The sequence below is a fragment of the Chryseobacterium sp. RR2-3-20 genome (genome assembly GCF_017808115.1).
GTDB lineage: Bacteria > Bacteroidota > Bacteroidia > Flavobacteriales > Weeksellaceae > Chryseobacterium > Chryseobacterium oryzae.
Window position 1 is genome coordinate 42,902 of the sequence record NZ_JADQBD010000003.1, and the last position, 15,055, is coordinate 57,956.

Genomic DNA, 15,055 nt, shown 5'->3' on the forward strand with positions numbered 1-15,055 from the left:
ATCTAAATAATCATTTGCACAACTATCCTTTTAAAGCAGCAATTTCATCTCTTAATTTAGCCGCTTTTATGAAGTCTAAATTTTTTGCAGCCGCTTCCATTTCTTTCTGTTTCTGCAGAATTATTTTCTCTACATCTTCAGAAGAGTAATTGGCTTTTGTTTCGGCAACTTTCTGTACAATTTCTTTTTGGGTATATTTTTCGTCCGGGAAATCTTTGCTTCTTCCCACAAGATTTTCGGAGATTTTTTTATTTAAAGCGGTAGGAACTTTACCATGCTCTTCGTTGTAAGCCATTTGTTTTGTACGGCGATACTCGGTTTCATCCAAAGTATTCTGCATAGATTTAGTAATTTTGTCGGCATACATAATTGCTCTACCGTTTACATTTCTTGCGGCACGCCCCACTGTTTGAATCATGGATCTTCGGCTTCTAAGCATTCCTTCTTTATCGGCATCCAAAATAGCCACTAAAGAAACTTCGGGCAAATCTAAACCTTCTCTCAATAAATTTACACCAATTAAAACATCAAACAAACCTAATCGAAGATCCTGCATAATCTGAATACGCTCCAATGTTTCCACATCAGAATGAATATATCTTGTTCGGATTCCGAATTTTGTGAAATATTTGGTAAGTTCTTCCGCCATTTTTTTCGTTAGGGTTGTTACCAAAACACGTTCGTCTATCTCGGCACGTTTTCGGATTTCCTCCATTAAATCATCAATCTGATTGATGGTTGGACGAATTTCTATAATCGGATCTAAAAGTCCGGTAGGGCGGATAATCTGCTCAATATATTCTCCGCCTGTTTTTTCTAATTCATAGTCTGCGGGAGTTGCCGAAACATAGATTACCTGATTCTGAATGGCTTCAAATTCTTCAAACTTCAATGGACGGTTATCCATTGCAGCGGGAAGTCGAAATCCGTATTCCACCAACGCTTCTTTACGGCTTCTGTCGCCTCCGTACATGGCGTGAACCTGCGGAACGGTAACGTGGCTTTCATCAATCACCATCAGAAAATCTTTTGGGAAGTAATCTAAAAGGCAAAATGGTCGCGATCCGGGAAGTCTGCCATCCAGATAACGCGAATAATTTTCAATTCCGGAGCAATAACCTAATTCTTTAATCATTTCAAGATCGAGTTCGGTACGCTCCTGAAGCCTTTTAGCTTCCAAAGGTTTTTCAATCTCAGAGAAAAAATCAACTTGTTTTACCAAATCATCCTGAATGCTTCTTATAGCACCATTCAAAGTATCTTTTGAGGTCACAAAGAGATTTGCCGGATATATCTGAATTTGCTCAAAACTTGAAGTTACATTCCCGGAAACAGGGTCAAAGCTTTGAATTTTCTCTATTTCATCTCCAAAAAACTGAATTCTAACTCCATTATCTGCATACGCCGGAAAAACATCTACAACATCTCCCTTCACTCTGAAGGTTCCTCTCTGAAAATCGCCCAACGTTCGGGAATACAATGCATTCACCAACGAATGAAGCAACGAAGTTCTTGTTGTTTTCTCTCCTATTTCAAGCGAAATAAGAGACTTATGAAATTCTGTAGGATTCCCAATCCCGTAAATACATGAAACCGAAGCCACAATTAAAACATCTCTTCTCCCTGAAAGCAAACTGGCAGTTGCCGAAAGTCTTAGCTTTTCGACTTCTTCGTTGATGCTTAAATCTTTTTCTATATAAGTTCCAGAACTTGCAATGTAAGCTTCGGGCTGATAATAATCGTAGTAACTTACAAAATACTCCACAGCGTTCTCGGGAAAGAATTCTTTAAACTCCATAAATAGCTGAGCTGCCAAAGTTTTATTATGAGCGAGAACCAAAGTAGGTTTCTGTACATTATTCACCACATTGGCAACGGTAAAGGTTTTTCCCGATCCGGTAACTCCTAAAAGGGTTTGGTATTTCTCACCAATTTCTACCCCTTGTGTTAGCTTTTCGATAGCAGATGGCTGATCTCCGGTTGGTTGATATTCTGATTGAAGTTTGAATTGCATGTAACAAATTTAGGAAATAAAATATGTCGGGAAGTAGAATGAGATCATAATTTTTTTTGTTTAAAAACTTCTTAAATCATGAGAAATTTCTAAAAGCATCAAATGAAAAAATATAAAAAAACCGCAAAGCAACAGCTTTACGGTTATAAAATATTTATCCGAAATAATATTTCTTATTGTGTTTTCTTAAATGTTTCAAACTTCATGGTTAGTGGCATTTTATATTGATAAGCAACGGCTTTACCATCTTTTATAGCAGGTTTCCACATTACATTTTGATTTGTTAGTTTTGTAACTCTGTATGCTTCATTGTTGAATTTTTCGCTTTCACCTAATGTTTTAATATCTCTTACTTTACCGTTTTCGTCTACAATAAAAGTAATTGTTGATTTTAAAGTGCCTTCATCACCGTTCATTATCGAACTATCAAAATTGGCAGCAACCAAACTTCTTAATTTACTTGCTCCACCTGGAAATTCTGCTGGTGTAAGATCAGCGGCTTCTCCATAGGCAACATCTTGTACATTCTTATTTTCAGAATTAGACAAATTGTTTTTGGCTTCAATATTTCTTTTTACAGGAATAGTATCTTTTCCATTAATGAATGCTTTTGCCTTAAAAGCCATAAATACTTTTTCTTTTTGCTTCAAATAATCCTGAAAATAAGAATTGGTCATCATGTTAAGCTGAAATGGTTCCGGATTTTGTTTGCTGATAGCATTTGGATATCTTTTGCTGATGAAGTGATTCGAAAAATCTTCAGGTTTAAAGTTTTTAAGCTCTTGATTTTTAGTTTTTTTACCATCAATCCACAAACCGTATTTTTTTGAGTTCATAAAATCGTTAATCTCAGTTTGTGTCACTTTGGTTTTCGCAAGTTTTTTGGGACTATTTATGAAAAGTAAAGGAGTACTTTCTTTTTGTTCTTTTGTAAGTTGAAAATAAAGCTCTTTAAGTTTTTCTCTATCTGGTAAGCTCACGGCTTTTTCAAACTCGGCATATTTTTTCTGTTCCAAAAGATTACCATATTTCTTAATGATATAGTTGTATTGAACAAGAGGATCGTCAGAAACAAGTAGAGAAACGATGTCTTTTTTCTGCGTGTTTGCTTTTACATCATTTGTTTTGTAGGTTTTCTCAGCAAAAACAAACCCAGCAATCGCTAAGGCTGGAATTACCAAAAGCATTTTTGCTTTCGCAAATTTTGAATTCTTTTTTGTCATCATAATAAATCTTTTTTTGGTATTATTAAAATTAAATTGGTGTATTAAATCTAAATTTTGTTGTTTTATAATCTCTTGTAAGATGAGTTCCTGATAATTTTTCACGTTTTTACTTTGTACAATTACACTTTCATCAGCGATAAATTCATGATTATTAACCATCGCTTTTTTAAAGAAATAAAAGAATGGATTAAACCAAAAAATGGCTTTTAAAACTTCGATAAATAGAATATCTAAAGAATGTTTTTGTTTAATGTGAATTTCCTCATGTAGGAAAATTGCATTATCAATTTTTGAATCTTCAAAATAATTTTCAGAAAGATAGATTGTGTTCCAAAAGCTGAAGGGAGCCAAATCTTTTTCAAGTAAAAAGACATTTCTGTTTTGATAGGTGATTTTTCTGCCTTTTAACTTTTTGATTTTTAAAACTGAATATGTTGTTTTTAAAAGTAACATTCCTGTAATGACAAAGTAAACTATGATAAGAATTTCATTATAATTAAAACTTTCTTGTTCAATAACTTGAGCTTGTAAAATTGGCTGTTCAATTTCTCCGACAAAAACAGTTTCCGGAATTTCTTCTTTAATCTGTCGGGTTTCTATCGTAAAAAACGGAATGCTCAACGAAAAAACTAAAGCAGTAATTAAGTAAAATCTGTTAAATGTAAATGTCTTTTCTTTTGCCAGAAATAAATAATATAAACCTAACAAAATTCCTGAACAAAGAATTATTTTAAATAGGATAATAAGCATTGCTAATCTTTTATTTCTTTATCTATAATATTTCTGAGTTCTTTCAGCTGTTTCTGCGTCAGTTTTGAATTGGAAGTGAAAAACGAAGCAAACTGCGTCACAGAACTGTTGAAAAAACGGTCAATCATAGAAGTCATTTCTTCTTTAAAGTATTCGGTTTTTGCTACTTTTGGGAAATATTCACGGGAATTCCCATAAACTTTAAATCCCACCAAATCTTTATTCTGCATTCTTTTTAAAAGTGTTGCAACAGTTGTAGTGGCCGGCTTTGGTTCATCATAAGCATCCAAAATATCTTTCATGAAAGCTTTTTCTTTTGCCCATAAAATTTCCATCAAAGTTTTTTCGGAATTGGTAAGTTTAATCTCATTCATTCTACAAGTTTTAAATACACTCTACAAATGTAGAATTAAATTATAACTGAGCAAACTTTTATGGCATTATTTTTCCATTTTAAAACATATCGAAAATTGAAACCTATCTTATAATCAGCACAATACTCAATTATAAAACATTTCAACCAAATAAAATTAATATATGAAAAAAGTATTTTTACCACTTATATTCGCTTCGGCAACCACTTTGGTTTCGTGTCAGGGAAAAGGAAAACCCAGTGAACCTTCTGCAAGAGAAGAAAAACCCAATACCAATTACAAACCGGCTTTTGCAGGACAAACCCGAATTACACAAATAAAAACAACTACTCCGTATCAGGTTGAAATTATAAATCGTTCTTTAGGAAGACCTTGGGGAATTATTAATCTTCCCGACGGGAGATTTTTAATTACAGAAAAAACAGGTTTTATGAATGTTGTTTCTGCGGATGGCAAAAATATAACCAAAATTGAAGGTTTCCAAAAAGTAGATTCAAAAGGACAGGGCGGAATGCTGGATGTTGCTCTCGATCCTGATTTTAATACCAATAACACGATATTTTTCAGTTTTTCTGAGCCTTATGGTGATGGAAATTTAACTTCTGTTGCCAAAGGAAAACTGTCTGCGGATTTGAAAAATATTTCTGAGGTAAAAGTAATTTTCCGAGCAACTCCTTCTTATGATGGCGATAAACATTACGGAAGCCGTTTAGTTTTCGATAAAGATGGAAATCTTTTTGTAAGCACAGGCGAAAGATTTGATAAGCAAACCAGAGTTTATGCTCAGAAAACCGATAATTATTTAGGGAAAATTTTAAAAATCACCAAAGACGGAAAACCTGCTCCCGGAAATCCTTTTATTGGAAAATATGGTTATAAACCTGAAATTTATGCTTTCGGAATCAGAAATCCACAAGGTTTGGCACTTGATGAAAAAGGACAACTGTGGGATATCGAAATGGGACCGAGAGGCGGCGATGAAATCAATCTCATTAAACCCGGAAAAAATTATGGCTGGGGCGATGTAACATACGGAATTGAATATAACGGTGTTAAAATAAACAACGGCACAACACAAAAAGCAGGAACTGAACAGCCTGTTTATTACTGGGATCCTGTAGTTTCACCAAGCGGAGTTGCGTTCTACACCGGAAATATTGCCGAGTGGAAAAACAATTTATTTATTGGCTGCCTTAGTGGAGAACATATCAACAGAATTGTGTTGAAAGATAATAAAGTAGTGGGTGAAGAACGTCTTCTTTTGGATCAAAAAGAAAGATTTCGGGATGTTTTGAATGGAAATGATGGAAATTTGTATGCAATAACAGATAGTGGAAAACTGTACAGGATTTCTAAGAAGTGATGATTTTATTACTAAATAAATTACTCTTATATAGTTCGGGCGGCAAAATCGAAGATTTTGCCGCCCGAAACTTTTTTTCTTAAAGAAAGATTAAGCCTCCTCCAAATGAACGGTAAAATGTCTTAAAATTTCAGGTTCCCAAGTAATGTTATACCCTTTAGAAATTTCATCTCTTCTTTCGTATACATTTTTTACTGCTGCAGCAATATAATCCATGTGGTTATTAGTGTATGTTCTTCTCGGAATTGCCAGACGAACCAATTCTAATTTTGGATAGCGGTTTTCTCTGGTTTCAGGATCACGGTCTGCCAATAAAGTTCCTATTTCCACAGTTCTGATTCCTGCTTCTTTATAAATTTCAAGACCTAAAGTCTGTGCAGGATATTCTTCACGGGGAACATTCGGGAGAAAATTTAAAGAATCAATAAATACAGCATGACCGCCAATTGGTTTCTGAACAGGAATTCCGTATTCAATTAACTTATTCCCAAGATATTCCACCTGAGAAATTCTGCTTTCCAGATACGCAAATTCTGTGGCTTCATCCAGCCCAACTGCCAAAGCAGCCATATCTCTTCCTGCCATTCCGCCATACGTGATGAACCCTTCATAAATAATCGTAAAGTTGGACGCTTTTCTGAAAACATCTTCGTTATTTAAAGCAATAAATCCTCCGATATTTACCAACCCGTCTTTCTTGGAACTCATCGTCATTCCATCGCCGTAAGAAAACATTTCTTTGCAGATTTCTTTAATGCTTCTGTTTTCCTGGCCCATTTCTCTTTTCTTGATGAAATATGCATTTTCTGCAAATCTGGCAGAATCAAAAAACACCGGGATCCCATAACTGTCGGAAAGTTCTTTCACAGCTTTCATATTTTCAAGAGAAACAGGCTGTCCTCCTGAAGAATTGCAGGTAATAGTAATTAAGCAGAACGGAATTTGCTCTTTGGGATGAGATTTGTAAACTTCCTCCAGTTTTTCGAGGTTAATATTTCCTTTAAAAGGATGTAAATCATTAATGTCGAAAGCTTCATCAATCGTACAGTCGATTGCATGAGCTTTTCTGATTTCGATATGCCCTTTCGTAGTATCGAAATGAGAATTTCCTGGGATCACATCGCCATCTTTTACCAAAACAGAAAACAGAACATTTTCAGCGGCTCTTCCCTGGTGTGTTGGTAATAAATATTTAAAACCTGTAATGTTTTGCACAGTATTGTGCAGCTGTTCGAATGAGCGAGAACCGGCATAACTTTCGTCTCCTGTCATTAATGCTCCCCATTGTCTGTCAGACATTGCTCCTGTCCCCGAATCGGTTAGAAGATCAATAAAAACCTGGGAAGATTTTAGATTAAATAAATTGAATTTGGCATCTTTCAGCCATTGTTCTCTTTCTTCTCTTGTAGACTGGCGGATTTCTTCCACCATTTTAATACGAAAAGGCTCTGCATATGGTAATTCCATTGTGATATTTATTTTAGTTTGTTAAAAAAAGAAAAATTGAATTGAAAAATGAATTTCAAATCATCAGATGTATTTAAAGGGGTAAAAGAACTTTACTCAGGAGCTTTAAATATATTTTCATCTGAATGAAAACCTGCAACACCGCCACTTACCGCAAATTTCATTGCAGAAGCTGCCGTCATCCCAACTACAGGTTTTATGTTTTTTTCTTCCGTTACAATTACCCATCCCGAAATTGCGTAAGAATGGGGCAAATAAACCGCAACATAATTATGTTTATCCACATCTGCCATTTCCTTCTGAGTAAGAAAACCAATTCTCCAGATTTCCGGATTTTCATTGGTTTTTACCCAAACAGGATCGCTGAATTTCTTTTTATCTCCCACAAATGAAGACATTACATCTTTTGTTGGAGAATAAATATGTTTAATACCCGGAGTTTTCTCTAAAATCCGGTCTACCGCATCTACAAAAAACCTTCCCACCACAAATTTGTTTCCAAGAAAACCCAGTAACGCCGTAACGAGTAGGGTGGATATAAAAACCAATCCGGGAATTACTTTGGCAACCGAAGGTATAATATTGTCTATCGAAGTAATTACAAAATAAATGACATAGATGGTAAGCCCGATGGGGCCAATAATTAAAAGTCCCTGAAAAAAATTTTTCAGGAAAAGATTGGTCATGCTTTCAAACGTTGGTTTTTTCAACTGTTTATCCGTGTATGGTTTCTTTATTTCCGTAAGACTGAATGATTTTAGCTTCATATTCCAGCCATTCTTCCCATCTTTTATTCACCTGTTCAGGATCACCGAGCTGTCTCGCAAACCCGATAAAGGTGGTATAATGATTGGCTTCAGAAATCATCAGCTCTTTATAAAATTCTTTAAGTTCGTCGTCTTTTATATTTTCGGTTAAAACTTTAAACCTCTCACAGCTTCTGGCTTCAATCATCGCAGCAAAAAGCATTTTATCAATAATTAAAGTATCTCTGTTTCCACCTTTCTGAATAAAATTAACCAGTTCGTTTACATAATCGTCCTTTCTTGTGCGTCCGAAAGTGTAACCCCGTTTTTTTATAATCTCATGAACCTGATTAAAATGTTCTAATTCTTCCTGAGCAATTGCCAAAAGTTCGGTTACAATCTCTGGATATTCCGGAAGCATGGTAATAAGTCCGATAGCATTGGTTGCTGCTTTTTGCTCGCACCATGCGTGATCGGTTAAAATTTCCTGAAGATTTCCCTCTGCAATATTCGCCCACCTCGGATCGGTAGGAAGTTTTAGCTTAAACATGACTTTAAAAATTTCTGTAAATTTAAATAAAATAAATATTCTTTAGAGAAGAATTTGCTTTTCGTTCCTATTTTATGAAGAATCATGGCATAATGTTAGATTATATTAAATCAACACTAAAATCAAAAGAATGAACACATCATTATTCACAAAAAAATTGGAAAAATTTGCTTTTTTCATTTTTACACTTTTTTCAGGAGTTATTGCTTTCGCTCAGGAAACAGCTCCTAAAGTAGAAGTTACCACCACTACTACTAAAACCGAAGAATGGTACGCCAACCCGGTGTACATTATTGTAGGAGCAATCCTCTTTATTATTTTGGTTGCCGTTCTTGTACGTGGCGGAAGATCGAGTAAAGATTAAAGATTTAGTCTAAAAAAATTGATAACCGCCTCTTATTTTGTGGCGGTTTTTTTTCTTAGAAATTCCAAAACCTTCCAGCCAAAATCATCAAATTTCTTCAGACCAGCCGAAATGATAAACGCTAAAATGACATTCATTATATAAATAAGAATCATCAAAACCCACCAAGGCATCCATTCTTTCATGGGAACGACCAAGAAATAAACAAGCGAAGAGCTGATTCCCTGTCCGAAATAAAAGAAAATGGCGTTTTTTCCAACGTAGGTTATAAAGTTTTCTTTGTTAATTTTAAGACGGTTATAAAACACAAAAAGTGTTGTAAGAGAAAATAAAGACCAAATGATATAAGGGATTTTTGGTGGAAATTTTTGCTTGTTGATTTTATAGAATATATCATTCCCAAAATACCAAAACATCCAAAGTAATGCTGCTGCAACCAAACCATAAAGTAGAGGAATCATTTTTGTAGGAATTGTTTTTCCTCTCATTTTATTGGCAACCAGAAAAACCGTCAGGTAAAATGCAACGTAACCGACTTGTCCGTTAGGATAAATTTCAGGGAAAATATTGAAAAGCAAAGTTAAGCCGATGCAAATTCCGATAAACCAATTGATATGTTTAGGGAAAAATCTTAGAATTAAAACTCCGAAAACAGTTAAAATATAATAGACTTTCAGATACCAGAAACTTCCCATTACTACGGGAAAAGTGTCTGCATTAGTATATTCATGAAGATACCAGTTGCCTAAATTCTGCCATTGCGGAACAGTGGAAATGCTTGTTGCCGCATATTTTGATCCGAAAGTAGAATAAAACTTCTGAAGCCAATCCAGCGAGAAAAAAGTTAAACCAAAAATTTTAAAGAAATAATCTAAAAAGAAAAGCAGCGTTACAAAAAGCATGTAAGTGATCTGTAATTTCAGTAAACGGTAAAAGGTTTTTTCTATGTTTGAGCCAGAAGTAATTCCGCTTAGTGCATAGAAAAGTGCGACATCAAATACCAGTGAAAACACTCTGATTTCCGGAATAATATAAAACTGCCCAGACCAAAAAGCTGTATGGATAAAAATAATGGAAAGTGTGGCAAGTCCTTTGGCAAAATCGATGTAAAGATCTCTGTTCATCTAAATTTGGAATATTTCTCAAAAATACAAATAAAAGAGAATCGATTTAATTTCTATATTTGGAGAATTAATCACGAACAATGAAATTTAATTTTTGCTCCCTTTTGGTATTCTTCGCTTTTCTAAATCTTTCGGCGCAGGGAAACCGTTTTATTTACGAATATCAATTCAAAATAGATTCAACAAAAACAGACAGCCTCAAGAAAGAGTTTGTAAATCTGGATATTTTTCCTGAAAAATCTTATTTCTACGGTCAGGCAAAATTTACAAGTGATTCTATTGCAAATAATTCTATTATTAAACAAAGAAAAATCAATCCAAACGAAATTAGTTATTCAACCAATATGGAAGATTGGAATGTCTCTTATTTAGTTGAAAAACCTTATCCTGTCACAAAAACGACTTGGTTTACCAAAATTGAGGAAACAAGTCTTATTATTGAGGAAAATCCTATTTTGAAATGGAACATTCTCCCCGAAACACAAAAAATTGAAAATTATAATTGCCAGAAAGCAACTTTGAGTTTTGGAGGAAGAATTTGGGAGGCTTGGTTTTCTAAAGATTTGCCTTTTCCAGATGGCCCTTACAAATTTCATGGTTTGCCGGGATTAATTGTAAAACTGCAGGACAAAACAAAATCTCATCAGTTTTTGCTGAAAGGAAATAGAAAGTTAACTGCAAACGACCATTCCTGGAACTATATTTGGGATTTGGAAAAAGAGGCAAAGCATGAGTTTAATGGCGTAAAAGTTACCCCTGCCCAATATAAAAAATTGTATTTGTCCTATAAAAATGATCCTGCGAAAGATATTAAACTAGATCTTGCAGACCCTCATACAACAATGACCGTTAGCACAGAAGGAGGGGCAAAACTTACAGATAAAGCAGAAATTATTAAGTATTTTGAGCAATCTATGGCAGAGAAATTCAAAACAAATAATAACCAGCTAGAATTAAACTTATACAAAAAATAGAAAAAATCTCAAAATCATATTGTTAGTGATTAAAAAATCCTTACATTTGCACCTCGAATTAACTAAAAATTTATAGACAATGTTTGCAATTGTAGAAATAGCAGGGCTTCAATACAAAGTTGAGCAAGACCAGAAGTTGTTTGTAAACCGTTTAAAAGGAGATAAAGGAGGAAAAGTATCTTTCGATAAAATTCTTCTTACTGTAAACGGAGCAATCACTGTAGGCGCCCCAGCTGTAAACGGAATCACTGTAGAGGCAGAGATCTTAGACCACGTAAAAGCTGATAAAGTAATCGTTTTCAAAAAGAAAAGAAGAAAAGGTTACGAAGTGAAAAACGGTCACAGACAATCTCTTACTCAGATCAAAATCACTGGTATTACAGGATTTGAAGGTAAGAAAGCTGAAAAACCAGCAAAGAAAACAACTAAAAAAGCTGACGCTGAAGCAACTGAAAGCGCAGAATAATTTAAACCAAAAAACCTTAAAATAAAATGGCACACAAGAAAGGAGTTGGTAGTTCCAAGAACGGTAGAGAATCTCACTCTAAAAGATTAGGTGTGAAGATTTTCGGAGGACAAGAAGCTATTGCCGGAAACATCATCATTAGACAAAGAGGTACACAACACCACCCAGGTGAAAACGTGGGAATAGGTAAAGACCACACTTTGTTTGCATTAGTAGACGGAAAAGTAGTTTTCAGAAAGAAAGCAAACAACAGATCTTTTGTATCTGTAGAACCGAACGCTTAATCCAAATCGGCGTTTTATACGAAAAAAACACTGAAAGCTTTGCTTTCAGTGTTTTTTTTTGATGGATAAAATAATTTATAAATATTTTATAAACATACATTCATAAAAAAGTCCGGAAGCAATTCCGGACTTTTACTGTATGGCTGGTTGAAATTAGCCTCTTTTCTTTTCTTTCGATTTTACTTTCTTTACCTCATCTTTAATATAAGGATATTTTTTCTGCATATCCGAAACAAGCGTAGGATCTAAGTCTAGAGCTTTTTTAAGTGACTTCGTTCCTTTATCTTTTTCATTTAAGTTGAAGTAGCAGTTGCTTAGCTGATAGAATAATTCTGCACGGTAATGGTATTTTATTGCGTTTTCTAAAATAGTTACCGCTTCTTCATATTCTCCTACCAACATCAAAACTTCAGAATAAGCATACCAATTGTAAAATCTGGACGGTTCTGCATCTACCAATTTTTTTAAACAGGTAAGACTTTCTTCAAACTTTCCGGCATCAATAAAGAGAAATGCAAGCCTTTTCTGATAATCGAGGTTATCGTCATTCAACAATGTAGCTTCTTTTGCAAAATGAAGAGCTTCCGGCATTCCGCCCATTTCTTCATAAAGATAAGACTGCTCCATCATAGAAAGATAAAACTGCGGATCTTCTCTTAAAGATTTCTGAAAATAATTAAGTGCAATTATAGGCTGTTTTAAAGCTTTATAGCACAATCCTATTTTGTAAAACGTGAACGCTTTGGTATATTCTAATTCCAGCATCTCTTCATACACAGAAATAGCTTTCTGATACTGGTTTAACGCTTCGTAACAAGCTGCTTTACTGGCGTAAACTCCAACAGAACCGGAATTTATTGCCAACATATAATCGAAAGCTTTTATGGCTTCTTCGTAATTTTTACGGACAAAGTAATATTGCCCATATTCACTCCAAGCCATTTCAGAATAAGAGAACTCGTCTAAGTAATCATTCAGAAAAGCAATAGCTTCGTCACTCTTATTAAGATCGTTAAAACAGATCATAATATTTTCTAAAGAGTAATCGTCCAAAGGATCTTCTTTAAGGGCTTGCTGATAGTATTTAAGCGCGTTAAAAGGATCTCCAAGATTCACATATTCGTCTGCAATAAAATTGTTGAGAAAGTTTTGCTCTTCCTCCAGTTCCAATGCTTTTTTGCAGATTTCTATAGATTTTTTAGGGTTTCCTAAATTTGAATAATACTTAGCATAACAAACCAGAAAATCTGTATTTTCCATAGATGAACCTTTAAGCTCATCTATCAGCTGTTTTGCTGTGTTAAAGTCTTCCCATTCCAAAAGCACTTCAAGTTTTTTAATCTTGATGTCCAGAGAATTGGGATGAAGCTTAAGACCGTAATTTACTGCCATATCGGCATAATTGAAGTCTCCAAGCTCCAAGTAATAAACAATAATGTCTTCTAACTCTTCTGTATCAAAGTAGAATTCATCGTTGATTTCCATCATTTCTTCGAACTTTTTTACAAGTTCATTTCCAAAATATTCTTCCAATATAAATGAGTTTTAAGATTTAAGACCTGAGAGATGAGATATTCTAATCCCCGCTTCTGAAAATCTTAATGACTATAAATTTAATAATAATAATTTTTAAAATGATGAAATAGATTTTATTTTTTTTAAATCAAACTATTGATTTTGGCTATCATTTCATCACCTAACTGATCTGCTTCTTCCTGCGATTTAGCCTCCGTGTAGATTCTGATAATAGGTTCTGTATTTGATTTTCTCAAATGAACCCAATTGTTTTCGAAATCTATTTTTACACCATCAACAGTAGAAACCTCTTCATTTTGATATTCTTTTTCCACTTTAGTTAAAAGATCATCTACATTAATCTCGGGAGTAAGTTCAATTTTCTTTTTCCCCATAAAATAGCTTGGGTATCCTGCTCTGAGCTCAGAAACAGTTTTATTTTCTTTTGCCAAATGTGTTAGAAATAATGCAACACCCACCAAAGAATCTCTTCCGTAATGAAGATCCGGATAAATAATTCCGCCATTTCCTTCGCCTCCGATTACTGCATTTTTCTCTTTCATTAAGTTGACTACATTTACCTCTCCTACTGCACTGGCAAAATATTCTGAGTGATGCGAATGAGCCACATCTCTTAAAGCACGGCTGGAAGAAAGGTTAGAAATTGCCACTCCTTTTTTGTTTTTCAGTAAATAATCTGCAACAGCAACCAAGGTATATTCTTCACCAAACATTTCTCCTTTTTCATCAATTAAAGCCAATCTGTCTACATCAGGATCTACCACAACTCCAAAATCTGCTTTTTCTTTTTTTACCAGTTCACAGATATCTCCCAAATGTTCTTTCAAAGGTTCCGGGTTGTGAGGAAACTGTCCGTTGGGTTCGCAATATAATTTTACAGTTTCGCATCCCAATTTATCTAAAAGCATTGGTATCGCTATTCCTCCAGTAGAATTTACTGCATCCAGAACAATTTTATATTTTTTTGCTTTAATAGCTTCTACATCTACCATTGGCAAATCTAAAATTTTTTGAATATGAATATCAAAAGCATCTTCTCTTGTTTCGTATTTCCCTAAATCATCCACTTCAGCATAGTTGAAATCTTCACTTTCGGCTAAAGCTAAAACTTCTGCTCCATTTTCTCCGCTAATAAATTCCCCTTTATCGTTTAGAAGCTTCAAGGCGTTCCATTGTTTAGGATTGTGAGATGCGGTTAAAATAATTCCTCCATCTGCATTCAGCTCGGGAACCATTACCTCAACGGTCGGTGTTGTAGATAACCCCAAATCTGTCACATGAATTCCTAACCCTTGTAAAGTTGCGGTAACCAACGAATTAACCATAGAACCTGAAATTCTGGCATCTCGTCCGATAATAAGCGTTAAATCTTTTTTATTTTTATTATTCTGAAGCCATGTCCCAAAAGCGGAAGCAAATTTTACCACATCAAGCGGTGTTAAATTGTCTCCTACTCTACCTCCAATTGTTCCGCGAATACCTGAAATACTTTTTATTAATGACATCTTAGTTTATTCTAATTTGATTGAATTAATTTTCTGCAAAGATACTCAAATACCTGCAATGTAAATCTTCACTACTCTTTTCTTTACATTTCCGTAATAATAACATCATGTATACACATACAGGAAATATATCGCAATAAGAATGCATCCAATCCATCCTTAGAAAAGGAACCGAATATAAAATTTAGAAAATCTCAGACAATAAAAATTATTTCAAGCTAATTTTTAAGCCGATTTTTCATAACCTTTAGGTTAAGAACAACCACAGTTCTTATTACAACTTGATCGTTTAGAAGTGAATTTTTTACTCGA

The 15,055-nt window shown here is 34.3% G+C and carries 13 protein-coding genes and 1 pseudogene; 5 read left to right on the forward strand and 9 right to left on the reverse strand.

Translation table 11 applies throughout. The features are described 5' to 3' along the window. Positions 1 to 22: 22 nt before the first annotated feature. The 3 genes from uvrB to IV513_RS01325 form a co-directional block, all read right to left on the reverse strand. Entirely contained in the window at positions 23 to 2,014 is a 1,992-nt protein-coding gene (gene uvrB, locus IV513_RS01315; protein ID WP_209388714.1) for an excinuclease ABC subunit UvrB, read from the reverse strand. A 173-nt stretch (positions 2,015 to 2,187) separates the two neighbouring features. Next, positions 2,188 to 3,990 (reverse strand): M56 family metallopeptidase, encoded by a 1,803-nt coding sequence (locus IV513_RS01320; protein ID WP_209388715.1) that lies wholly within the window; start codon positions 3,988 to 3,990, stop codon positions 2,188 to 2,190. A 2-nt stretch (positions 3,991 to 3,992) separates the two neighbouring features. Beyond that, entirely contained in the window at positions 3,993 to 4,364 is a 372-nt protein-coding gene (locus IV513_RS01325; protein WP_209388716.1) for a BlaI/MecI/CopY family transcriptional regulator, read from the reverse strand. A gap of 163 nt (positions 4,365 to 4,527) precedes the next feature. On the opposite strand from IV513_RS01325, the gene IV513_RS01330 reads away from it, so the two are divergent. Then, on the forward strand, positions 4,528 to 5,727 hold the full coding sequence (locus IV513_RS01330) for a PQQ-dependent sugar dehydrogenase (RefSeq protein WP_209388717.1): 1,200 nt from the start codon (positions 4,528 to 4,530) through the stop codon (positions 5,725 to 5,727). Positions 5,728 to 5,817: 90 nt separating this feature from the next. On the opposite strand, the gene IV513_RS01335 is transcribed toward IV513_RS01330, so the two are convergent. The 3 genes from IV513_RS01335 to IV513_RS01345 form a co-directional block, all read right to left on the reverse strand. Next, entirely contained in the window at positions 5,818 to 7,194 is a 1,377-nt protein-coding gene (locus tag IV513_RS01335) for a tryptophanase (RefSeq protein ID WP_209388718.1), read from the reverse strand. A 92-nt stretch (positions 7,195 to 7,286) separates the two neighbouring features. Further along, positions 7,287 to 7,880, reverse strand: coding sequence for a DUF502 domain-containing protein (locus tag IV513_RS01340; RefSeq protein ID WP_209388766.1), 594 nt, complete (start codon positions 7,878 to 7,880; stop codon positions 7,287 to 7,289). A 28-nt stretch (positions 7,881 to 7,908) separates the two neighbouring features. Next, complete coding sequence (locus IV513_RS01345) at positions 7,909 to 8,490, reverse strand: tRNA-(ms[2]io[6]A)-hydroxylase (protein ID WP_209388719.1); 582 nt, start codon at positions 8,488 to 8,490, stop codon at positions 7,909 to 7,911. 130 nt (positions 8,491 to 8,620) lie between these two features. Here IV513_RS01345 and IV513_RS01350 point away from each other — a divergent pair, with 130 nt between their 5' ends. Further along, positions 8,621 to 8,854, forward strand: coding sequence for a hypothetical protein (locus IV513_RS01350; protein WP_209388720.1), 234 nt, complete (start codon positions 8,621 to 8,623; stop codon positions 8,852 to 8,854). 32 nt (positions 8,855 to 8,886) lie between these two features. Here IV513_RS01350 and IV513_RS01355 read toward each other — a convergent pair whose 3' ends face one another. Continuing rightward, positions 8,887 to 9,978, reverse strand: a complete 1,092-nt coding sequence (locus IV513_RS01355) for an acyltransferase family protein (RefSeq protein WP_209388721.1) — start codon at positions 9,976 to 9,978, stop codon at positions 8,887 to 8,889. Positions 9,979 to 10,058: 80 nt separating this feature from the next. On the opposite strand from IV513_RS01355, the gene IV513_RS01360 reads away from it, so the two are divergent. From IV513_RS01360 to rpmA, 3 genes and pseudogenes are all read left to right on the forward strand, one after another. Further along, the gene (locus IV513_RS01360) at positions 10,059 to 10,952 is read left to right on the forward strand and encodes a GLPGLI family protein (RefSeq protein ID WP_209388722.1); all 894 of its coding nucleotides are present in this window, start codon (positions 10,059 to 10,061) and stop codon (positions 10,950 to 10,952) included. A 79-nt stretch (positions 10,953 to 11,031) separates the two neighbouring features. Beyond that, positions 11,032 to 11,403 (forward strand): annotated as a pseudogene (gene rplU, locus IV513_RS01365) (50S ribosomal protein L21); the annotation flags it as partial. A 41-nt stretch (positions 11,404 to 11,444) separates the two neighbouring features. Next, on the forward strand, positions 11,445 to 11,702 hold the full coding sequence (rpmA, locus tag IV513_RS01370) for a 50S ribosomal protein L27 (protein ID WP_111953703.1): 258 nt from the start codon (positions 11,445 to 11,447) through the stop codon (positions 11,700 to 11,702). Between the two features lie 153 nt (positions 11,703 to 11,855). Here rpmA and IV513_RS01375 read toward each other — a convergent pair whose 3' ends face one another. Beyond that, positions 11,856 to 13,235 (reverse strand): tetratricopeptide repeat protein, encoded by a 1,380-nt coding sequence (locus tag IV513_RS01375; protein ID WP_209388724.1) that lies wholly within the window; start codon positions 13,233 to 13,235, stop codon positions 11,856 to 11,858. Between the two features lie 125 nt (positions 13,236 to 13,360). Beyond that, positions 13,361 to 14,743, reverse strand: a complete 1,383-nt coding sequence (glmM, locus tag IV513_RS01380) for a phosphoglucosamine mutase (protein WP_209388725.1) — start codon at positions 14,741 to 14,743, stop codon at positions 13,361 to 13,363. Between the last annotated feature and the right edge of the window lie 312 nt (positions 14,744 to 15,055).